This is a genomic window from cyanobacterium endosymbiont of Rhopalodia gibberula, assembly GCF_003574135.1.
GTDB lineage: Bacteria > Cyanobacteriota > Cyanobacteriia > Cyanobacteriales > Microcystaceae > Rippkaea.
Genome location: NZ_AP018341.1, coordinates 466,092 through 488,283 on the forward strand (window position 1 = coordinate 466,092; position 22,192 = coordinate 488,283).

Sequence of the window (22,192 nt, forward strand, 5' to 3'; positions counted from 1 at the left end):
GAGTTAGACTAAAAGATTAGAGTTAAAAATTAAGGCAACCATTGAGGACGAAATCCAATTAAAGGTAATTCTTTCAGTTCTACTTGAGTATTCGAAGTATTCTGTATTGGTGGAATCAGTAGCCATAATTGTCCACCGACGATTGCTTCTCCTGAATTACTAGTTAATTTATCATTAAAAATAGGATTATCACTAGTTACGACCTGATCAAATAAAAGAGCTAAACCGTCGGGAGCTAAACTGATTTTTATATCTCGATAATCGGATAAGGTCGCCAAAGGAACCATCGCTCCTTTTTTAAGATCAAACTTCGCAAAATAAGGTTGTTCTTTATATTCTTCAGTATTGACCAATTCGGTTAGTAAACAATAAAGAATAGTTCCCTTTAAATTAAACTGACAATCAATGATAGACCCTTCAGTTGTTAGGAGTTCTTTTTGCACTCCCTGATTATTCACATAAAAAAGTGATCGCATGTAACGCAAATTAGCATCATCTGTATTAAAGTCTACCATAGCTGCTGCTGAACCATTAGGAGCAAAATTGAGTAATTGACCGAATTTTGGCAAAAAATCTAAGGGTTCAGCCCGAGGTTCTAAGGGTAAAATTCCAATTCCTTCTCCTCTAGCTACTGCTAACGTTTGGCTATCAGGAGTAATGGAAAACTCTCCCCCCGTTACTTTTAAACGTTCCGGTTTGTTCCCAGATTTCAGCATCCACAGATCAAAATCAGCCGGATTTTGACGGTTAACTCGTTGTATTACAATAATTTTTCCGTTATCTGACAAATCGAATTGGTTATTTTGATAGTCTTCATTATCAAGTATTAGTTCTATTTTCCCTGGTTGGTTAGCTGTAGGGTTATCTACCCCATTATCAACTCCTGTTGTCACTTTATACAGTTGCAATTCTCGTAATCCCTCAATTCCTCGCCCTTGAGGTGCGGCAGAAAAGAGTATGTAATCACCTTGGGGATAAAATTCAAAGTCAATGACAACTAGCTCTCTAGGAGTCAAAATTCGCTTATTTTGTCGGGTTAAATTGTAAAAAACCAGTTTTCCTTCTTCTTCCCCCTGAGTTCCGATGTAAGCTAAAGCGCGATCTCGACTTTGAAACTTTCCCACAAATGGTTCCATTATTTCCCCTGGTTGTCCTTGTTGTCTAAACCTTTCCCTAGCCCCAGAAAGATGGATTTGATAGGTTTGTCCGTAGGGGACTGGATTTTTTAAAGTGTAAGCTAGTCGTCGTCCAGCCCAACTAAATTTACCAGGAACAGGAGGCTTAATCACTAAGTTCTTTTCGACACTAACAGTATCCATCGGGCGATCAAAGGTTAAAATAAATGCTCGATCTTTTGCCCCAATTTGTTTACCTTGCCATGTTAAACTTTTGACTCGAGGTCCTTTTCTTAAAAAACATTGACTTCCACAATTTTTTTCTCCTATGATCAGACCTCCAATTACAACCATTAAAGCTGCCATTATAAATAAAGAAATTCTGTCAATGGGTCGCAATACTAACTTATTCATAAGAATATGGTCAAACAACAATTAATTTCTTCTCAAGAAAGTTGTGTGTAAGTTTAATATTCATAAGGAGAATCAGGAGTTGGAATGGTCTTAATAGACGTAGCTTTTAACACCAACTGACGTTTTTCAGTAGGGGTTTCTTTCATAGTTTGTGTATCAACTTTTAGAGTTTCCGTCATCATTAGTGCTTCTACTTCTAACCAAGTATCAGGAGGATAAGCATTGCGATCACCATCTAATTTTAAAGGCAACCCCACTGGATAAGCATCTACTGCACAACAAGTAATAATAAAACGACTTAGAAAAATGTAATTGTTAGGTAGAATGGGAGAGTGAACGACAAATCCTGTGACTTTAGCTTTCTGTCCTTCATAGGCGTCAGGTTCAGGATAAGCATTCAAAGTACGTATCCATTCTATGAGAGATCTTTCCTCTGGTTTCAAAGTAGCTCTAAAGGTTTGGGTTTGGGTTTGAGTGATGGGTAAAGATTCAGAAATTCCCCTTTGTAGTGCCATTTGACTGTTAAAAATGGTTGGAGGAATCGCTAGTCCGGCGATTGCTGTCACAATTAACAAACCACTGCTCCATCCAGGTGGAAATAGAGTAATATGTTGGACAGACTCAAAATCCACTAGATTAGTGGTTTTTCTGCTTATGTTCTTGATTAATTGCCAGGTTTTGAGCCCGGCTAACACAAAGAGGATAATGCTGGTGACAAAAACCAGCCAAAAGTAATTAGGGTGAATCAATAATTTTAACTGACCGGTTACCCAATATTTAAACAATAAAATCGCCCAAGTCAGCAAAGCTAAAACATCTAACCCTGGTAGGAGACGTTTTAGGAAAGATTGTAATTTCGAAAGAAAAGTCATTATTATAACTAGTATCACCTGATTAGGCACTGTTTTTATTTTAGAAGAAATAACTATGATATAAGGCTAAGATAAAGGTTAATTGAGCAATTAAGACAAATAAATAAATTAGCATTCTGGGTTTGAAGATTGAAAGCATCAGTCCGATTGCTTTAATATCAATCATGGGGCCAAAGACCAAAAACGCGAGCAAAGAACTTGTCGTAAAGGTAGACGCAAAGGAAAGGGCAAAAAAAGAATCTACTGTGGAACAAATAGACACAATTGCCGCTAAGAGCATCATAGCTACGATAGAGCTAATGGTTCCGTGACCTAAGTCAAGAATAATTTCACGGGGAATAAAGACCTGCAAACAAGCGGCAATCGCACTCCCTAAAATCAACATTCCTCCTAATTCTCTTAATTCTTGTATAACATTATCCAAAACTAGTTTCAGTCGTTGAGTTGAGTCTGCGGTCAGATTTGTGGATAAGGCAATAGCAGAAGCAGCCATTCCCTCGATTAATAAGGGTTTTCCTGGTTTGTCAAGTAAAAAAGTTCCTGACTGCAATAATGTTAGGCTATCTTGACGAAAGCCTTTTTGAGTTGACAAATTCTTTTTACTTGTCTGATGGCGTAATCTAGTGACTCGTTGGGCTAAAAATGGTTGTAACAAAGGACGTGGATCTTTTTGGACACTGAAAACACAGCCCATGATTACGGCAATGGTTAAGGAAAATACAATCCGAAAGATGACAATTTCTGGTTGTGCCCGAAAAGCTACCCAGGTTGACCAAACAACAACAGGGTTAATGGTCGGAGCAGCTAATAAAAAACTAATAGCTGCCGAGGTAGGTATTCCCTGCATCAACAGTCGTCGTGCTACTGGAACGTTTCCACATTCACATACAGGAAACAAAAAACCAATACAACTACCGGCCAATGCTCCTAAAAAAGGGTTTTTGGGCAATGTTTCAATTAATCTTCCCTCATCAATTAATAGCAGTAAGCTACTTGATAGCAATACCCCTAATAAAAGAAAGGGAAAAGCTTCTATCAGCAGGCTAAGAAATAATGTGAAGGCGTTATACAGTTGACTCATTATCAGTGATTCGAGGATTTCTTTAGGCTTAACTTATCCTAAACCTTAACGGATATGAGTACCTCGACAAAAATTAAAGTGACTACAATTTTACAAATATCTTCCTTCGGCAGAGGAAACTTCAGATCTGACAACTGGCAATAGTAAAAATTTGACTTTAAATAGAATCTGTTGGAAATGTTTCGTTTACTTTCTCAATCAATAGGTTTAAGCTCTTCGTCTCTTGAAAACAAGTATTTGCGGTGGGTTAACTCCCCGTAAATGCTTGTCAGTATTCTCTGTTATCTGTTCCCTTGATTGGTTGACTAGAGAAGCTGGTACCGTACGATCCCATAGTTTCAGTGTTAGTAGTATATTAATACCCTAGGTTTCCTACTCTATCGAGTTTTATTGAGTCTGCCCGTAATAGCATAATAGGATTTAAAGGAGAAAAGCGGGTAAAATTACCGGCAGAGGCAGAACGGGAAACTTGTAGGTTTAATAACTGATAATCCCAGGAGCTTCTTTTAAACCAGTCTATAGCAATGGCTAAGTTTTCCAATGTTGCTAATGCTATAACTAAGATTCCATCCTCAGCTAACTTATCTTTACAAACTTCTAAAATTGGAATAATGTTTCCCCCGCTTCCTCCCATAAAAATGCGATGCGGTTGGGGTAGATTAGCTAGAATATTAGGGGCTTTTCCATGGATGGGAACAACATTAAAAGCTTGAAGACGCTGGCAGTTTTTTTGAATCAATGCAATTCCGACTGCTGTTTTTTCTAGGGCATAGATTTTGGAATTAGGACATAATCTGGCAATTTCAATAGATACAGACCCTGTTCCTGCTCCAATATCCCAAACAACTTGTTTGTTTTGTAGGGATAATTCTCCCAGAATGCTAATGCGAATTTCTCGTTTTGTAATTAATCCTGGTCGATCTTTAAAGGTAGAAAATAAGTGATCCGGTAAGCCAAATAAAGGTAATTCATTAAAATCAATGTCTAAAGAGTTATTTAAAGGTTTTTGTGAAACAACAACGATATTAAGAGAGGCAAATACATCAGGATTTTTTTCCGATAATTCCTTGGCAGAAAAAGACTGTATCTTTTCAGTATGACCTCCTAAGTTTTCACAAACCCAAAATTCATAATGATAAGGTAAATTCAAACTAAGATAAAGACGAGCAATTACTGATGGATTATTATTGTGATCTGTTAAAATAGCAATTTTGTTAACTCCCTGTCTAAATAAAGGAATTAAGTTATCTATCTCTCGACCATGACCGCTAACAATTTCAGTGTCTTGCCAGGGTATTTTTAGACGATTAAATGCCAATTGTATACTATTTATATGAGGATAAAAAAATAAATCTTTTACCGAAAAATACTCTATTAATAATCGTCCTAAACCAAAAAAAAATGGGTCACCACTCACCAAGATAACAATACAATTATGATTGTCTTTTTCTTGATTGATCTTTTCGATAGCTTCAAGTAAATCACTCATAACTATTATTTTAGCAGGATGGTTAGGAAAGTAGCTTAAGTGCCGTTTACTGCCAACTAATAATGTAGCTTTATTGACAATTTCTTGGACTAAGTTAGTTAGTCCCATTGCTCCGTCTAAACCAATTCCTATTACTTTAATCATAATTAAATTAGAAAATAGAGGTCATAATATTTATTAACCATTTTGGTTATATGCCAAGATTAATAAAGTATTGAGAATAGCAGAAGCAACTGTTGATCCTCCTTTACGACCTTCGACTCTAATCTGAGAAATGTTAGTTTTAGCTAATATTTTTTTTGAGTGAATTACAGAAACAAAACCAACAGGGCAACCAATAATAAAGGCTGGTTGAACTTTAGAAGTGATTGACTTTTTACACAAAGCAATTAAAGCAGTAGGGGCATTTCCAATGACATAAATAGCTTGAGGATATTGGTTAAAACAATGTAATAATCCAGTTTCGGCACGAGTTTTTCCAGGCAAAGCATTGCTGACTTGTTCTATAGCAGCAATAATAGGATTTTGAAATGTCTTATTAACTAGAGTGGAAATTCCCTGTCTAACCATTGTAACATCAGTTACGATGGTTTCTCTTTGAGACAAAGATTTGATAGCTTTAGTAATCGCATCAGGACTAAATTTAAGTAAATCAATAAAATCGAAATCTGCCGTAGAATGGATAACACGACGAGCGATCTCGTACTCGAATTTATTCAGATTATGATCTCCAATTTCACGATCAATAATCGCAAAACTCTTTTCAACAATTGGATGATTAAATTGTTGACTCATTTTTAATAAAAACCTCCATCAAAGGATAAAAAATAAGAGATTTATCATAAATTATTTGGGAGTACTATAGCACATTACTATTATGGATAGATTGATAAAAAGGCTACCAGAAAAGGCTTAATAAATATTTATAAAAGAAAGAAAAATTCGTTTCCCTGATACTGAAAAAGGTTAATGGAGAAATAGACTTTTTTCGTCCTCTATTCTTCGGTAATGGAAACAAAATTTTAGATCATCTATTATGTGTCAGTGTTTTTTACTCCTGATACCTATGTTGTTATGGCTAAAACTAAGTACGTTCCCGTCAATTATCTCACAATACAGAGAACTCCTCATATATGCATCTATAGCGCAGTCGCTCAACCTAACTAGCTTCTGAATAAGAATAATTTTTAACGTTCTTTAAGCTGTACGATTGCGTTAAATTGGTTCATCATTGTAGATATAATCAAATTAAAAACCAGATAAGTTATCATGACAACCAACAACATTTCTACTGCCCTTCCAGTTTGATTCGAAACAGTATTAGCGACAGCATAAATGTCATTGTACCCAATAGCAACCGCTAAACTAGAATTTTTAGCTAAATTAAGAAATTCACTTGTTAATGGCGGAATCATAACTCGTAATGCTTGGGGAAAAATTACTAAACGCATTACTAAACCTGGATTAAGCCCTAATGCTGTAGCTGCTTCCCATTGTCCTTTAGACACTGATTGAACACCGGCCCTAACGATTTCAGCAATAAAGGCTGCCGTATAAATGGTTAATCCTAATAACAATGTAGTAAATTCAGGGGATAAATTTAATCCTCCTTGAATGAGATTAATGTCACTGTTATATTGAGGCAATTGCCAATCAATGCCAAAGATAAAACTTAATAAAACAAAGATTGATATCCCTAACAGTAGTCCTTGATAAGTTCGTTCTTTTTTTTTCGACTGAACTATCATTTGATTCTGTTTACGCCAAACTAATCCAACAAGCAAAACACTGAAAACAATCAATCCCAAAACTAAGAAAGTTTGTAAATTACCTAAAGGACGAGGAAGATAAATTCCTTGATTAGAGAAGAAAATTAAACCCCAAAAACTACCAGGATCATAAATTTTAGGAAATTTTAAAAAAACAGCAAAGTACCAAAAGAATAACTGTAATAGTAAAGGAGTGTTTCGTAATATTTCTACATAAATTGAAGCTATTTTACGGACTAACCAATTATCAGAGAGTCTTCCTAATCCGACAGTAATACCGACAATAAAAGCTAAAACAATACCAATAATCATTACTCTTAGAGAATTGAGTAATCCCACTAGAACTGCTCTGCCGTAGGAATCAGTAGAACTGTAAGGAATCAGAGAGTCAGAAATACTGAAAGATGCCGTGCGATCAGAATCAACTAAAAAAAATAATCCAAAATTCAATCCTAATCGTTGAAAATTGTTAATTAAATTATTACTCAAAGTTAATATAACTAGCCCTAAAATTAGGACAACAAATACCTGAAGTAAAATTTTGAGAAAACGAGAGTCTCGCCATAATGGTATTTTTTCTTTATCAATCATTTTAGTTAGTGATCAGTAATTAATAGTGAATAGTTTTAAAATTACTAATAGCTTTCAAGCATAGTACTTCATATTTAGGAAGTTAACAATAAAACAGCTTCGACATCGTCTATTAAGTATTGATCTTTAACTATACACAACACCCTATCGAAACGGTGGAGAATAAAGCAAACCGCCATCAGTCCAAAGTTTATTAAGTCCTCGATCTAATTTTAATGGTTGACCAATGTTGCGTTCATAAATTTCGCCATAATTACCGACATGCTTAATAATACGGAAAGCAAAATTATTAGGTAATCCCATGTCCTCACCTAATTTATCATCCAATCCTAAAAACCTTCTGATATTAGGATCTTCACTAGATTCAAAAGTTCCTATATTTTCGGACATAAGGCCGAATTCTTCTGCTTGCATAGTAGCGAAAGTAATCCATTTCACTGCATCAAACCAATTGGAATCTCCATCAGCGACAACTGGACTGAGTGGTTCTTTAGACATAAAGACCCCCAGTATAACATGGTCATCTTTTTGAGGAAAAACAGAACGACGGGCTACTAATTGAGACCTATCCGAAGTAACCGCCTCGCAGCGACCCTCTTGATAGGCAGCATAAAGGGCGTCTACATCATCAGAAATAACGGAATTATAGTTTTCTACTCCACGTCTACGCATCTGATCAGCTAAGTTTTGTTCCGTGGTAGTTCCAGCTAAAACGCAAATTGATTTAGCTTCCAAATCTTCTAATTTAGTTGCCCCACTTGCTTTAGTTACCATGATGCCTTGGCCATCATAAAACACTATAGGGGCAAATGCCACACCTACTGAGGTATCTCGACTTACTGTCCAGCTGGTATTACGATTGAGAACATCCACTTCCCCTGCCTGGACAGCTGTAAAGCGCTCATGTGCGCTAAGCTTACGGTATTCAACTTTGGCTGGATCATCAAACAAAGCTGCTGCGATCGCTCGACAGATGTCCACATCCAAACCAGAATATTGTCCATTTTCGTCGACAAAACTAAACCCTGGAACTTCCCCATTGATGCCACAAATTAGGTTTCCTCGTTCTTTAACTATTGCTAGACGACTTCCATTAAAGTCTGTTTTTCCTTTCTCGATAGTGGTTTGAGTAGTCCTTTGACTGCCTCCACAAGCTGTTAATGGAACCACTGAACATAGAGTTGCTAAAACTAAGGACAGCCATTTAGCCATAAACCGGGTTTGCTCAGACATTTGTTACTTCTAAGATTAATGTGATGTATTGATACGTAAGTTATCCCTTAAAAGGATTTTAAAAACCTTCCGCTTTGCACTAAATCAGATTTAGAGTAATTTAAAGGCGATGTCACAGTAAAAATTGTTCTTTGATTCAAGCTACTGTTTATGGTGTTCTGTCTTTGATAATTTTTGACAATCGCCTCAGCAATAGCTAATTCTAAACTAGATTCTTCTGAACTTTGATGAATACGAGACTGATTAAGACAATAGAAACGGTCGAACAGATAACTTTTAGTGGTTTCTAGAATACCTTTACCATTATTTTTAATAGTAACTTTTAGATGAACAAGGCGGTTACGCCTCATTAATTGGAGTCTCACTTTTATTGATACTTTGGTTTCCTTGAGATTGGTCATATCTTTTCTTTTATCTAGGTCGCACTAAAAAAGATCATTGACCAGATTCCCTAACTGTTGAGTCAAGTATCCTAAGTATCCTACTACTTTGAGCTGCCGCTGTTGAGGATCTACTTCAGAATAAGCTAATGTCATCTGTACACTAGTTTGAATGATGGGGACGGGGCTTCTCAATTTATGAGAAGTATCGGCAGCAGGTTAAAATTATTCAGGACTTTGGGCAGAATTTCCAGATGGGTTTTGCAGCCAGTCCCAATTAAGAACTTAAACAATAGCCCCCATAATCATAATCGATACTCAGTTGCAGGACATATCCGATTACCCTAAACTAGGGATAATCTAACGTTAGACATTCTAATACATAGCGATTATGGTTAGTCTTTATGAGTAATTTATTCTGAAGATGTGCTCGCCTCCCATTAAGTTTTTTAGGATATTGTCAATACGGTCCACTAGATAGATTCTAACGCAGAAAAAGACTATTGTTGCAAATAGTAACAATATGATGGCTGTCATAGCAGAAAATCAGATCGCTAAACAAATGATGTAATATACATGAATTTTGTAAGACTTTTAAATAATTAAACAAACGCGGACTTTTTAGTCAGGCTGTGACAAAATCACAATAAAAAAAGCTAAATTTATAACTTTACAATGTTTTTAATATCTCAAGTACTTGACCTTTTAATAGTTTTAAAATCCATTATTAGCCAATTTATCGCACCCAGTTTAGAAGAGCCCTAATTGTTTAATTAGGGATGGGTAATCAAATTTCATTATAATATTTTTCAAATAAAATTATTTCTTTAGTTTTCTTGCTGTATCTTAACCATAGCGTTTTGAATTTGTTGTTTTAAGGTTTCATCTCCTTGTGCTTTTCGAGTCATGCTATTAAACTTACTCGCGGTCAATCCGCGTTCTTCAGCAATATTTTTAGAACTGTTACAAAAATCAACTGCAATCTTTTGCACTTCGTTAGGTAACTTTCTAAAACTCTTAGGGCTATCGCAAACAATTTCCGGGGGAGGATCATCAATAATATCTTCAATTTTTTGATATGCGATTTGACGTTGAGATTCTATAGTTAACACAGTTCTAGCATAATTAATAATATCGCTATCAGTGATCTCCGAAGTTGACGACGGATCTTGTCGAGAAAAGGTAGGGAAAATATTACATCCGTGGAGGATACCGATAAGTGCTAGTAAACTAGCCATTAAAGAACGAGTCAATGTTCTGTTCAAATTCAATAGGGAACAGTGAATAAACACCATGCGCGCTAACCGTCAAGTATATAATACTATTGAAATCTCCGCCCGAGTTTCTTCTTTGTTTTGAATTATTTTAAGCATTATAAGTTCCTGTGATCTCCAAAAGGAACTTAGACTACATTGTTCATAATTTCTCCTGTTTCTAGCCATCTGTGTGATTCTCAATTATTTATCCTTTTCTATGACTTACTTAAATAATCCTGCTTCAACAACTTTTACCAATATTCAAGAGACCTCATTTATCCATATTCCTGTTTTATCGCAAGAAGTCATTACCGGATTAAAAATTTGTCCTGGAGGACATTATCTGGACGCAACAGTGGGAAGTGGTGGCCATAGCTTCTTAATTTTAAATACCTTTCAAGATGTACGTATAACTGCTATTGATCGCGATCAACAGGCGATTGCCGCAGCTACTGCCAAATTAAAAAAATTTGGTCGAGAACGAGTTCGATTGTGGCAAGGAAACTTTGCTGATTATCCAGGAAAAAAAGCAGAGTTTTCGGGGATTATCACTGACTTAGGGGTCAGTTCTCCTCAGTTTGACATTCCTGAACGAGGGTTTAGTTTTCGTCATGAAGCTTCTCTGGATATGCGGATGGATCAAAACCAGCTCCTGACAGCAGCTGAAATTATTAATCATTGGAACGAAAAGTCTCTAGTTGAGCTTTTTTTTCATTATGGAGAAGAACGGCGATCACGACTTATTGCTAAGCGCATCGTAGAGCAAAGGCCATTTCATACCACTACCCAACTAGCTCAAGCTATTGCTCACACAGTTCCTCTTAAATATCGTTATGGACGTATTCATCCTGCTACTCGCATTTTTCAAGCGTTACGAATCGCAGTGAATGAGGAACTTGTATCTTTAGAAAAGTTTTTAGAGCGGGTCCCCCAGTGGCTACAACCTGGAGGACGGCTCGGAATTATTAGTTTTCATAGTCTCGAAGATCGTATTGTAAAGCATCGTTTTCGTGACTCTTTAACGCTGACAGTAGTTAATAAAAAACCCATTACTTCTCATCCCCAAGAAAAAGCTAGAAATCCTCGTTCCCGTTCAGCTAAACTCCGATTTTCTCAACGGGTAAAAGATTAAGTAGATAGAGAGAAAAATTAAGCTGTTCGTTATTTAAAATTTATAATTTTGACTGTGATAGAACTTTAGATCCGGAAATAAAAATACAGAATACCTGTACTTAAATATCCAATAAGCGATTCAAATGCACAACAATTTAACCACTAACTACTCATCAAGGGATTTATCTTTAACTCCGCGAACAATACGGGAAAATTCATTTTTTTCATCAATGGTAATTCGAGTGGGAGAACCACTAATAATGCCTTCGTAATTACGGAATGAACCCTGAATTCTTGGACCACCTTGATCAATGGTGTATTCCCGAATACCTTTATCATGCCAAGATCCTCGCATTTTAAAGACATTAATCGCTCTGGACATTTCCCCTCGAATTTCTACGTATTGCAGCATAAGAATGGTATCAGTGATAGTAGAAATATGAGATTCCGTAATAGAATTAGAACCCATAAATTGATCAGTTGTGTTGGTGAAAAAACCTGTGATTTCTTCTTGTTTTGCGTAACCTGTTACCCCAATCACAAACTGACGAAAGGTGTTATTGGTAACTCCTCTTGCTAATGCTGAAAGAGAATCAATAGCAATTCGTGACGGTTTAAATTCAGAAATTTCTGATTTAATGATCTGTAAATGATCTTCTAGTCCTGCAGATTCGGGATAGCTACATAATAATTTTAGTAGTCCCTTCTGTTCCATTTCTTCAAAATCAATTCCCCAGGAAAAAGCATTTCGAGACAATTGAGCACGAGACTCTTCATAAGCAAATAAAATTGATCTTTCTCCTTGACGACAACCTTCTTCTAAAAACTTACTTACTAACAAAGTTTTACCAGTTCCTGTTGCTCCAGTCGCCAGAATAATTGAGTCTTTAAAAAAGCCTCCTCCACACATTTCATCAAGAGTTTCAATCCCAGAAGAAGCTCGAGTATTTGAAGAACGCTGAGTAAGTCGCATAGCTCCTAACGGAAAAATATTAATTCCATCATTAGTAATGGTGAAAGGATACTCTCCTTTCATATGGGTTGTTCCGCGCAGTTTAAGGATTTCAGCTGTTCTTCGACGACGTTCTCCTTCTAAAACATTTCGTAAAATAACCACATTATCAGAAACGAATTCTTCTACCCCAAAACGAGCGATCTGCCCGTATTCTTCCACCCGTTCTGTAGTCATAATTGAAGTAACCCCTAGGAGTTTTAACCGTGCTACTAAACGGAAAATTTCTCGACGTACCACGGAGGCTGCATCGTATTGTTGAAAAACTGCTGTTACTGAGTCAATAGAAACGAGTTTTGCTTTATACTTGTAAATTGCATATTGAATACGTTCAATTAGGGCCGATAAATCAAAACTTCCCACCACTTCTTGTCCATCAGGGTCAGGGGAAGCATCAAGAATAAAGAGTTGACCCTTATCAATAATTTCTTGTAAATCCCAACCAAAACTATAGGCATTTTGAATAACGTCTGCTGGCGATTCCTCAAAAGTCACAAATAATCCCGGATAATCAAAGTATTTAATCCCATGATAGAGAAATTGAATTGCTAGTAATGTTTTACCAGTTCCTGATGTTCCACTCACCAAGGTGGTTCTTCCAATAGGAAGTCCGCCATGGCTAATTTCATCAAACCCTTCAATCATAGTCCGAATCTTACGGACTCCTTTGGTGGGTAGTTTTTCTGATGTTTGCCTGTTAGGAAGCGGTTCATTCATTGTTGATTTATTGATTTTTCTTATTCAAGATTAACGATAACTTAATTTAAGATGTAAAGATATGCAAGTTTGTCTTAATATGTTAGCAAACAACATGGAAATTCCTGTTACGAATTATCTTCTCTTTCTTTGATTTCTTCATAAAGAAGATCTAGTCCAATAAGAACTTTTTCTCTATCTGAAAGATCGCCTATAATCTTGCGAACAGGGGGAGGTAGAATTTTAGCTAGGGTTGGGGTTGCTGAAATTTTATCTTCCTCAGCTAATCGAGGGTTTTTTAGGACATCAATAACTTTGAGGGCATAAACTCCTCTAAATTCATCTTCGAGAATATTTTTAAGCATTTTTAAAGCTTTGACAGAGTTGGTGGTATTGCCTGCCACGTAAAGTTTAAGAACATAGGTTTTTTTGAAGTTCATCATCGGCTAGAGCTTAAGATATTTTGAGATAAAGAATATTGTTTGAAAGTATTTTTCGGACTTTTGTAGCCCAGCTGCAATAAAACTATAATGAACAAAAACTTGATATCTTGATTTGCAAGTCCTCCAATACCTCAAAGACTTGTTATTTATAAAAAACAGAGTTTTTATTGTTACAGAGTACAGTTAGGATAAAAATTTTAGAAGTTATTAGCCACCAATTTATCATACTTATATCTAGAAGAGCCAATTTTTTTATTTCTCAAAAAATCTGAGATGGTAACAATGCCTTAATCTGTTTTGTAAAGTTAATCAAACATAAAGATTTTCCCTTGGAACTGAACGACGATACATTTCTCCTAAATGCGCTAAAATATCGATGATGGTTAAGCGGTAATCTAAAAGAATTTCATCACTGCGGCCTTCTATTTTAAGCTGTTGAGAAAATTCGTCGATTAACTCCATATGAATTTCTAAAATTTTAGAAATTGCAATATCAGCAAAAAAAGCTTTATTGACAAACTGATCAATAAACTGGTTAATTTCGGTCTCATTACTAAAGTAATTAAGAATGATTTTTCGATATTCTTCAGTTAAATGCTTAATGAGTTCTTCTTGCTGTATTTTAGAAATATTTCGAAAAAAATGTTTAGGATTTCTCTTATAAAATACCCCTAAATAGCCCAGTCTTTCCTTAAGCTTTTCCGCCAATCGACGTTGTTGCAAAAGCAGAAAACTTAACTGTTTATCAGGAACTAAAGCTTCAGGTAAGGAAACTGGACTTTTCACTAAAGAACAACTTGGTCCCAAACGCAAAAACTGCGCAATGGCTAGCTCAAGAGATTTGTCTATATCATCCAAGGTAGTTACTAGCTGTCGTACCTCCGCACTATGATAGAGGCACGTTAGAGTTCCAACTTTTTCTAGAAGAACCTCTGAATCTAACTCTGGTTCAATAATAACCACCGGAAGTAGGGTTCCTTGCTCGTAAAGTTGATTAAATAAAGGAGAGACTGTAGTATCTCGGAAAATAACGAGACAATCAATTTGTACGTCATGACTGTTTACTAAGTCGAGTAACTCCTGAGAAGAGTAAACTAGTTGAATAGAATAGGATTTATTGCTCAGAATACTCGTCAAATCCTGGGCAATGTGGTGATTACTGATATAGAGACAAATCGATAATCTAGATTGCAAGGTTTTAATATTAAGAACTAGGTTGCTAGAGAATTATTAAAGAAAAAACTGAAGAGTATTAACAACTCCCTCTCATAAAGGTTAACACAAATACTTTCAGATTATATAATTTAGGATTTTTGACTAAACTCTCCCAAGAAAAATTAAGCGCTTACTCCCTAGTTGACTATTGTTAATTCTTCGTTTTTAAAATAGCTCTGCTTTTTATAGCAGGTAAGTTTAAATAAACTCACTACTAAAAAAGTAGTTAATACTAGTAATTGCTAAATACTTTTTTTTTAAAAAAAAGTTAAAAAAAATAAAAGATTAAGAATTTCAAAAATAAACTAATCACGAAAAATACCCCAAAATAAGGTAAATATCCAAAATCTTATATGTAAATTCTAAGAAATAGAAAGTTAATAAAATTGCAGGCTAGGTGAGACTTTTAAAAAATAATTTATAGACAAATTATTTAAGTAAAAAAAAGATTATGATTTTCTCTGAAAAATATAAGAAAGACAACTTGGAGTGAAGAGGAGATTGAATATCTTGAAGAGCTTTTATCAAAAAATAAAAAGACTTATTATAGCCAACAATTATCTAATTGTCTTTAAAAAAAATAATTGTTGAATTAACTTTTAAAAGAATCTGTAAATATTTTTTAGAAAAGCCTAGAAATAAACAATATATTAAAAAATAATGCTGTTAATAAATAGTTAAAAATAAATATTATTATACTAATATAATTGATATTTGCTCCAAGCAACTACTATAATTAGAGTGATAAAAAAATATGCAATTCTACTTAAATAAAAAATAATTAGCTTTAAACTAATTACTTAATTGCTAATTATTAAATAATAATTTAATTTACTTTCAACTCTCTGATCGCTATGTATAGCGTATATAAATTAATAAATAAATTTGGTGTTTTTTATTAATTAAAACTAACTTTGATTTTGAATATAAAAACTTTGGTAATTGTTGAATATAAATCTCCATAAATAGAGAATATTTCTAGTTAAGTAGATGAGTATTATTAAATATACTAAATTATTAGATAATAACTTCTGAGACTCTTATTTTAACTGTGTTGTGCAACTCAAAAAACTTTATCTCTATAAGCATTAAGTTTTTAATATCTTGAAAATTTTGCAAAGCAAAACTTCATAGTTGATTTAGATGAGCCATAAGTCTTTGTACGAACAAATATTTGTAAACTTATTCTAAGAATTGTAATCATTTGTAATTTCTAAGCCTTTAAAGACCACTAATCAAGGCAAGATCAAGATTAGAATGAAGGACAGAGATACCTGTCTTGATTTGGACAGAATCACCCCCGTTAGGCCGATGCTGACCATAAAACAATTCCTGCACCCTGTCCCTATTTGTCAATCTTCTATCACCATTCAAGAGATTACTGCCCTATTTTGCTCAGGAAACTATGAGGGGGTAGTGGTGGTAGATTGTGACCAAAAGCCATTAGGTCTGATCTCTAGCCATTATTTTCTTTCACTACTCCTACAACAGCCTTTTGAGGCTATGCTTTCATCATCTAGGTTTTCTAAGAAAAATAGTCAAGTATCTCAATCGTTGAAACTAGATGATCTAGAAAACTTGTTAACTCCTTTAGTACTTATTCCTTATGACTTAAAAGTAATAGACTTTTCTGCCTATTTACGAGACAAGAATATTGACTCAAGAACTTCTCCTACTTATGGACTTGTGAATAACAGTGGAAATTTTCAGGGGCTTCTCGATAGCCGAAAAATGCTACAAGCTTTTTTGACTCAAACCCTTCCTATTGCCCCTCAATCGTCTTCATTATTCACCTCAGGATCGTTCCTGATTGAATTGTTGGAGCAATTTCCCCTACCTGCTATGTTACAAACAAAACAGGGAAATGTGATACTACAAAATCACATTTGGCGTGAGCAAATTGGAGAAAATCAACTCTCCAATGATGCTAGTGTTTGCTCCTTATCGAGCCCAAAAACACAATCTTTCTCGGATCAAGTCGTTGCAGTTGCCCAAACTCCTACTTTCCACTTTCTTGCTCCCTACTACTTAGCAGACTGTTCTTCTTTAACAACTCACCCTTCTTATTCTCAATGGTTTCAATCTGTTTCTGAGAAGCTTAAACCTCAAGATTCTCTAACCAATACCAATTCGTTACATCCTTTTTTGTCTTCTCCTAGCTCATTAATAAACTATAATCTGGGCAAAGAAAGAGTTTGGAAATTTGTTAGATGTCCCCTAAACACGAAAGATGGAGGAATTTCTCTAGTCTTAGCTGCTGATGTCACAGAACAGCAAAGGCTGTGTCAAGAATTAGCGGCAAAAAATGCTGATTTAGTTCAGCTCAATCGTCTCAAAGATGAATTCCTCGCTTGTATTAGCCACGAGTTAAAATCTCCCCTCACAGCAGTGGTAGGATTGTCGAGTCTTTTGAGGGAACAAAAAGTCGGTGAACTTAATTCTCGTCAAGTCCATTATGCCCAGTCAATTTACCGCAGTGGACGTCAATTGATGACTATAGTGAATGATTTGCTCGATCTCACTCACTTAGAAACAGGGGAGCTTAAGTTAACCTTTATTTCACTTAACATCCAAAGTGTCTGTGAACGAGCTTACAATGCCATCTCTGAAAAATACCAGGATAAAATTGATAACTCCATATCGTTTTCCCTAGAAATAGAACCAGGATTAAAGTTTTTACTAGCCGATGAACTGCGTTTACATCAGATGTTAGTACATCTGTTGGATAATGCTATGAAATTTAGTCAATCAGGTGGAGCAATTGGCATCAAAGTAAATTACTGGGAGAATTGGGTTGCGTTTAACGTTTGGGATACAGGCATTGGCATTCCTGAAGAGTCTCAACACTTGATATTTCAGAAATTCCAACAATTAGAAAACCCGTTGACTCGTAAATTCGAAGGGACTGGCTTGGGACTGGTACTAACCCAGCGCTTAGCAAGAGCTCATGGGGGTGAGATTTCTTTTATTTCTAAAGCAGGACAGGGAAGTCAGTTTACACTACTGTTGCCCCCTGATGCTAAATTTCAGGGTAGGAAATATCATCATCAATCTTCTCTAACGCCTTATCCCCTGGTGTTGATTGTCGAAGCCATTCCTCAATGTATAGAAAATTTGATGGGTAAGCTGAATGAATTAGGCTATAGAGTGGTTATTGCCCGTACTGGCACAGAAGCAGTGGAAAAAGCACGACGATTACGTCCCTATGCTATTTTGCTAAATCCTTTATTGCCCTTACTATCAGGGTGGGATGTGTTGACATTAATCAAATCTGACCCCCAGACTCGGAAAATTCGCGTCTTTATGACAACCACTGAGAATCGCCAACCCTTAAAAGAACCAAATCAAGCGGACGGCTTTGTATCTGTTCCTCTCGATTCATCAGTGCTAAAAACAATTTTGGGGAAAGTTAATCCTCTAAAAAAGATTTCTGATCGTGCTTTGACTCTATTAAGTCTTTGTCCCAACTGTCCTGATAGCAAAACTAAGTTTGTTCTATGCTCTCCTCTAGACTGGACTTCAACGGATTTGCCCTCTCAATTTAATCATCGTATTCTCGAGGGCGACAATCTCGAACAAGCACAAATATTAGCCAATATTTGGCAGGTCGATGTAGTAGTCTTAGATGGCCGTTGTCTTGATGATCCAACCGATTACGTGCAATCACTTTCTGAACAACCCAGATTAGCTGAGTTACCCTTAGTTACCTTAGACTTAAAAACAACCGAAGCAGCCAATCAAGTCAAAAATTTATCTGTTTTTCCTTGCTTGATTCCTCGAAATAAGCAAAATACTCAGCAATTATGGCAGGTTATTTCTATTGCTGCCTCAAGTACACTCTAAGATTCCTAGATAATAATGTACGGTGGTTAATCAACGCCTTCGATGAATTCCCAAAGGATTAATCGAGTCTTTAGCTCCCAAGCGAGGACTTCATGCTATAAATAAAAGGATAAGCGTCGAACCGTAGAGTAATTCCGCAAGATCTTAGGTCCGAGATAAAAACGCGCTCAAAATTTGACAACTAAAATTGGTGCTGCTAACTGTGAAGGTATCTGGATAGGGTAGGTGAATAGGAGGATTTTTTATCTAGAAGATATAGGTGAAGTAACAGGGTTTTATTGCGAGGGACAAGAATACTGCGCTTATCAAAACTGTCAATAGTCTAACGCCCTAAATCATGCATTTTGTTAATGGCCATAGCACATTGTTGGGTAACGGCTGTAAGTTCGGTACGTTTAACTGATGCAGGGGGATCAATTAAGGTGCCAACGCGTAAAGTAATAGGAACAGGAAGGGGAATACGAACTCCTTTGGGGAGAATTTTATGAGTTCCCCATAAACAGACTGGAAGTAAGGGAAGTTGAGCTTTGGCAGCAATCATAGCTGCTCCCAATTTGGGTTCATGAATACGACCATCTGTTGTGCGAGTTCCTTCAAGAAAAATACCTACAATCCATCCTTCTTTGAGAGCATTCAAAGCCGCTCGAATTGCCCCACGATCACCTGAACTTCGTTTGACAGGGTAAGCTCCATATAACTTAATTCCCTCCTTAAGAAGGGGAATCTCAAATAACTCTTGTTTAGCCATAAATGCTACAGGACGACCAACTCCACTGCCCAAAATAGGAGGATCAAAGTAACTAGCGTGGTTACTAACAATAATTAAAGGATTTTTTAGCGGAACATTTTCAAGTCCATAAATCTTTCCTCGGAAATAAGTATGGAAGATTGGAGCAATAATAATTCCCTTAAATAAATAATAAAGAATTAAATTTTTAAGAGTTTCTCGTTCACGAAATTCACTGTTAGGCATGGTGATTACTTATTTTTTCTTAATTTTTTTCCACCTAATCAAATTACCCCATATTCTCATCAGTTAGTTCTTCACTAGATAACAAAGGTGTAACATAATGTCCAAATGTCGCAGTGGGTGACTTGTCTGAGATTCCTTAGTTTTTAGAACCATTGTCGCCTAAGACTTAGGAAAAAATTTAGGGAAATATGATTTTTAGATTACTTCAGCTTTGAGTTTATCAATCACTTGTTGTTCAGCTAATTTAATAGCCATCTCTTCCTTTTTTTTGAGCTGCTTATAAAGCTTTTCAACTAATTGTTTTTGTTCTTCTAATTCTATCTGGCATCGATTCACTTTTTGTGTATCCAGCTTAAGCGTTGTGACCAATATTTTTCCTTCTTCTAAGCTCATTTTCATTTGTAGATTATTAACTTGTTGATTAGTTTTATCTAAAATTTCGGTTAATTTCCTTACTTTAACTTCGAGTTCAGCTTTAGTCATGCGACTTAACCTAGGATTGGTAGTGGATTGCAATGAAGGAAGAGCCTGAAAACTTTTTTCTTTAGTTGTGTCGGAAATATTTCCAAGAGCATCCGGGAAAGCTTCTTCTCTCAAGAAATCAGGTAAGCTTTTCTTTGTCATAATTTACTCCAATCTCGTTGTAACTCTTCTGTTACCCTACAGTAATCCGCCTTAGCTGTTTTGGTATTTTCCCTCGTTGTTCTCTAACAGGAGCTCCTTCTAATACTGCTCGTTCATGGGCTTTATACTGACAAATAAAAGTATGGCAAGTAGGAAGTTTCAATTCTAGGAGGGTATTTTGTGCCTCTGAAATCTCTTTGAGACTACGAGAATCTACCTTAGTTAACAAAACCCGGTAAGCAGTTCTAAGCAGTACTACCATGATGCATACTGTCTCAATTAAAGTTGTGAAATCCATCGGAGTTGGTGGGGTAGGCAGAATTAAATAATCAGCAGATATAATCACAGCTTTTAGAGATTCTGAACGCAATGCTGGAGGTATATCCACAATAGCAAGTCCATAATCGCTAGTTTGATAGATTTTTTCTAAAAATTTAGGATTATCTTCTACCTTCAAATTAAGATCCATATTTTCTTTACCACGTCCTGTCTACCAGGTTACAGACTTCTGAGGATCAGAATCTACTAACAAAACTTCCTATTTTTGTCCGCTACAGTCGCCAAATTGACGGCTGTAGTGGTTTTATATACACCCCTTTACTATTAACGAGGGTGAGTCGTTTTTGACAAAGACGATGCTAAGGAAGACTTTCCCTGGCTCATAGTTCGTTTTTGCCATATCGATAATCCTTCTTACCATATCATGGTGGCTAACTTTTGGTCATTAATTGTCATTAAGCTAAATTAAATGAGAGTGTCTCACTATTACTTAGATAATTCCTCTCTAGGAGGATTCTCTAAGTGAGCAATTGCCGCTTCACATCCAGTATGAGTAAGTGAGTTTAGATAAATCTAAAAATAGAAAAGTAGTTAAAGAAGAGCAATCTTTTAGATATTAACCTGTCTGAAAATTAAGCTAACAGAATTAAAATGGCAAACACTATATAAAGTTGACTAGCGATCTAAAAATCCTCTTCAGAACGAGAACAAGATTGGAAATCTTATATTTAAATTAAAGAGTATGGAAAACTAAAGAAATAGTAGGTCAAATAAATCTGCCAATAAATATTATTTATAGAATATTTAGAGAAATAATTTCTAGATAGATTATTCAATGAAGAGAATAACTAAGGAAGTTTTAGAAAAGTAAAAGAATAATTTAAAACAAGCAAAATATTAAATATCTTTAATAAATTTTAGGAGAATGTCAAAGAACTCATCATATCAGGTAATTGTTTAAAACATTAAAAATATAGAAAAGTAAAGTTAATTATTATTTAATATTTTACAAATTTTAAATAATAATTATGAATGAAAAAAACAAAATATAAAACTACAATTACAACTATAACTAATCTGTACCAGAGACAACCCATTTCCGTAAAAAAATTAAAAAATTTTGTAAAAACAAAATAATAATTTTAGTAACTACTAAGAATAGTTATTTGTTGTATATACGTAGTTTAGTTAAAGTTAAATTAAAAGAATAAAAAGCAAAAGAAGGATATCCATTCCCTTTCGTTAACTTATAGTCCATAAAGAAATCTAATATTTCATATATTTAATTAAATAAAATCTATGAAATCACTGGAAAAATATACAAAAATAAATATAATAACATCCACACATTCTTCAACTGTTTAAAATTTAAATATCATTTGTTTGATTAAAGTTTTACAATTAATTGTTAATTTTGTTTAAATCTAGAAAATAAGGTAATAAACCTGTAGTTTATATCTGGATTTTTTATTTTTTTTTTAAATTTTTATTGTAAATTATTTTAGTTAATGAAATAACTAACTTCTCTTTTTATTTCTAGATTTCATAGTGTATTGTTTTTATTTTCTGTAATTATAAACATATAAATATTTTTTTATTATCATATATAAATTTATTTAAATACTCCTTTCTATTTTAGTTTAATTCTTATATTTACACCTCCATTTTTTTATTTTACAAAATAATTTATATTATATTAATCAATATTAATTCCTGCAATTGAGGTGTTCTTATTTGGATTATATCGGTATATTACTTAATAAGTAATATTAACTTTTATTTATTTCAACCTTA

General features: G+C 34.9%; 17 protein-coding genes and 1 pseudogene. 2 read left to right on the top strand and 16 right to left on the bottom strand.

Translation table 11 applies throughout. The annotated features are described in order from the left end of the window. Window positions 1-29 precede the first annotated feature (29 nt). From RGRSB_RS01445 to RGRSB_RS01485, 10 genes are all read right to left on the bottom strand, one after another. The gene (locus tag RGRSB_RS01445) at window positions 30-1,529 is read right to left on the bottom strand and encodes an Ig-like domain-containing domain (RefSeq protein WP_119259520.1); all 1,500 of its coding nucleotides are present in this window, start codon (window positions 1,527-1,529) and stop codon (window positions 30-32) included. A gap of 53 nt (window positions 1,530-1,582) precedes the next feature. Beyond that, window positions 1,583-2,401, bottom strand: a complete 819-nt coding sequence (locus RGRSB_RS01450; RefSeq protein WP_119259521.1) for a TIGR03943 family putative permease subunit — start codon at window positions 2,399-2,401, stop codon at window positions 1,583-1,585. Window positions 2,402-2,441: 40 nt separating this feature from the next. Beyond that, a complete protein-coding gene (locus RGRSB_RS01455) occupies window positions 2,442-3,482 on the bottom strand; it encodes a permease (RefSeq protein ID WP_119259522.1) in 1,041 nt (346 codons plus the stop codon). A 355-nt stretch (window positions 3,483-3,837) separates the two neighbouring features. Next, window positions 3,838-5,115 carry a precorrin-6y C5,15-methyltransferase (decarboxylating) subunit CbiE gene (gene cbiE / locus RGRSB_RS01460; protein WP_119259523.1) on the bottom strand — a complete coding sequence of 426 codons (1,278 nt, stop codon included), beginning with the start codon at window positions 5,113-5,115 and terminating at the stop codon, window positions 3,838-3,840. Between the two features lie 33 nt (window positions 5,116-5,148). Beyond that, a complete protein-coding gene (locus tag RGRSB_RS01465) occupies window positions 5,149-5,766 on the bottom strand; it encodes a cobalt-precorrin-8X methylmutase (protein ID WP_119259524.1) in 618 nt (205 codons plus the stop codon). Window positions 5,767-6,158: 392 nt separating this feature from the next. Continuing rightward, on the bottom strand, window positions 6,159-7,331 hold the full coding sequence (locus RGRSB_RS01470) for an amino acid ABC transporter permease (protein WP_119259525.1): 1,173 nt from the start codon (window positions 7,329-7,331) through the stop codon (window positions 6,159-6,161). A gap of 144 nt (window positions 7,332-7,475) precedes the next feature. After that, window positions 7,476-8,543, bottom strand: a complete 1,068-nt coding sequence (locus RGRSB_RS01475; RefSeq protein ID WP_119260908.1) for an amino acid ABC transporter substrate-binding protein — start codon at window positions 8,541-8,543, stop codon at window positions 7,476-7,478. 68 nt (window positions 8,544-8,611) lie between these two features. Continuing rightward, on the bottom strand, window positions 8,612-8,965 hold the full coding sequence (locus RGRSB_RS10385) for an ATP-binding protein (RefSeq protein ID WP_232014547.1): 354 nt from the start codon (window positions 8,963-8,965) through the stop codon (window positions 8,612-8,614). Window positions 8,966-8,989: 24 nt separating this feature from the next. Further along, entirely contained in the window at window positions 8,990-9,139 is a 150-nt protein-coding gene (locus RGRSB_RS10390; RefSeq protein ID WP_232014548.1) for a hypothetical protein, read from the bottom strand. A gap of 632 nt (window positions 9,140-9,771) precedes the next feature. Beyond that, window positions 9,772-10,209 carry a DUF4168 domain-containing protein gene (locus tag RGRSB_RS01485; RefSeq protein ID WP_232014549.1) on the bottom strand — a complete coding sequence of 146 codons (438 nt, stop codon included), beginning with the start codon at window positions 10,207-10,209 and terminating at the stop codon, window positions 9,772-9,774. Window positions 10,210-10,417: 208 nt separating this feature from the next. On the opposite strand from RGRSB_RS01485, the gene rsmH reads away from it, so the two are divergent. Beyond that, complete coding sequence (gene rsmH / locus RGRSB_RS01490; RefSeq protein WP_119259527.1) at window positions 10,418-11,332, top strand: 16S rRNA (cytosine(1402)-N(4))-methyltransferase RsmH; 915 nt, start codon at window positions 10,418-10,420, stop codon at window positions 11,330-11,332. Between the two features lie 147 nt (window positions 11,333-11,479). Here the strand turns inward: rsmH and kaiC are convergent, their stop codons facing one another. The 3 genes from kaiC to RGRSB_RS01505 form a co-directional block, all read right to left on the bottom strand. Further along, the gene (gene kaiC, locus RGRSB_RS01495; RefSeq protein ID WP_119259528.1) at window positions 11,480-13,042 is read right to left on the bottom strand and encodes a circadian clock protein KaiC; all 1,563 of its coding nucleotides are present in this window, start codon (window positions 13,040-13,042) and stop codon (window positions 11,480-11,482) included. A 107-nt stretch (window positions 13,043-13,149) separates the two neighbouring features. After that, window positions 13,150-13,464, bottom strand: coding sequence for a circadian clock protein KaiB (gene kaiB / locus RGRSB_RS01500; protein WP_119259529.1), 315 nt, complete (start codon window positions 13,462-13,464; stop codon window positions 13,150-13,152). Window positions 13,465-13,773: 309 nt separating this feature from the next. Then, window positions 13,774-14,658: a circadian clock protein KaiA gene (locus RGRSB_RS01505; RefSeq protein WP_119259530.1), complete on the bottom strand. Its 885-nt coding sequence runs from the start codon at window positions 14,656-14,658 to the stop codon at window positions 13,774-13,776. Window positions 14,659-15,936: 1,278 nt separating this feature from the next. Between RGRSB_RS01505 and RGRSB_RS01510 the strand changes: the two genes are divergently transcribed. Next, window positions 15,937-18,522 (top strand): ATP-binding protein, encoded by a 2,586-nt coding sequence (locus RGRSB_RS01510; RefSeq protein WP_232014550.1) that lies wholly within the window; start codon window positions 15,937-15,939, stop codon window positions 18,520-18,522. Between the two features lie 322 nt (window positions 18,523-18,844). On the opposite strand, the gene RGRSB_RS01515 is transcribed toward RGRSB_RS01510, so the two are convergent. The 3 genes and pseudogenes from RGRSB_RS01515 to RGRSB_RS01525 all read right to left on the bottom strand — a co-directional run. Further along, complete coding sequence (locus RGRSB_RS01515) at window positions 18,845-19,495, bottom strand: lysophospholipid acyltransferase family protein (RefSeq protein ID WP_119259532.1); 651 nt, start codon at window positions 19,493-19,495, stop codon at window positions 18,845-18,847. A 195-nt stretch (window positions 19,496-19,690) separates the two neighbouring features. Further along, window positions 19,691-20,119 (bottom strand): hypothetical protein, encoded by a 429-nt coding sequence (locus RGRSB_RS01520; RefSeq protein ID WP_119259533.1) that lies wholly within the window; start codon window positions 20,117-20,119, stop codon window positions 19,691-19,693. Then, a pseudogene (locus tag RGRSB_RS01525) lies at window positions 20,116-20,713 on the bottom strand (ParA family protein); the annotation flags it as partial. The gene RGRSB_RS01520 and the pseudogene RGRSB_RS01525, both read right to left, overlap by 4 nt. Window positions 20,714-22,192 lie beyond the last annotated feature (1,479 nt).

What these genes read in the sequence shown, in the direction of transcription:
- RGRSB_RS01445 (WP_119259520.1), bottom strand. Translation starts at nt 1,529, where the DNA reads ATGAATAAGTTAGTATTGCGACCCATTGACAGAATTTCTTTATTTATA.
- RGRSB_RS01450 (WP_119259521.1), bottom strand. Translation starts at nt 2,401, where the DNA reads ATGACTTTTCTTTCGAAATTACAATCTTTCCTAAAACGTCTCCTACCA.
- RGRSB_RS01455 (WP_119259522.1), bottom strand. Translation starts at nt 3,482, where the DNA reads ATGAGTCAACTGTATAACGCCTTCACATTATTTCTTAGCCTGCTGATA.
- cbiE (WP_119259523.1), bottom strand. Translation starts at nt 5,115, where the DNA reads ATGATTAAAGTAATAGGAATTGGTTTAGACGGAGCAATGGGACTAACT.
- RGRSB_RS01465 (WP_119259524.1), bottom strand. Translation starts at nt 5,766, where the DNA reads ATGAGTCAACAATTTAATCATCCAATTGTTGAAAAGAGTTTTGCGATT.
- RGRSB_RS01470 (WP_119259525.1), bottom strand. Translation starts at nt 7,331, where the DNA reads ATGATTGATAAAGAAAAAATACCATTATGGCGAGACTCTCGTTTTCTC.
- RGRSB_RS01475 (WP_119260908.1), bottom strand. Translation starts at nt 8,543, where the DNA reads ATGGCTAAATGGCTGTCCTTAGTTTTAGCAACTCTATGTTCAGTGGTT.
- RGRSB_RS10385 (WP_232014547.1), bottom strand. Translation starts at nt 8,965, where the DNA reads ATGACCAATCTCAAGGAAACCAAAGTATCAATAAAAGTGAGACTCCAA.
- rsmH (WP_119259527.1), top strand. Translation starts at nt 10,418, where the DNA reads ATGACTTACTTAAATAATCCTGCTTCAACAACTTTTACCAATATTCAA.
- kaiC (WP_119259528.1), bottom strand. Translation starts at nt 13,042, where the DNA reads ATGAATGAACCGCTTCCTAACAGGCAAACATCAGAAAAACTACCCACC.
- kaiB (WP_119259529.1), bottom strand. Translation starts at nt 13,464, where the DNA reads ATGATGAACTTCAAAAAAACCTATGTTCTTAAACTTTACGTGGCAGGC.
- RGRSB_RS01510 (WP_232014550.1), top strand. Translation starts at nt 15,937, where the DNA reads ATGAAGGACAGAGATACCTGTCTTGATTTGGACAGAATCACCCCCGTT.
- RGRSB_RS01515 (WP_119259532.1), bottom strand. Translation starts at nt 19,495, where the DNA reads ATGCCTAACAGTGAATTTCGTGAACGAGAAACTCTTAAAAATTTAATT.
- RGRSB_RS01520 (WP_119259533.1), bottom strand. Translation starts at nt 20,119, where the DNA reads ATGACAAAGAAAAGCTTACCTGATTTCTTGAGAGAAGAAGCTTTCCCG.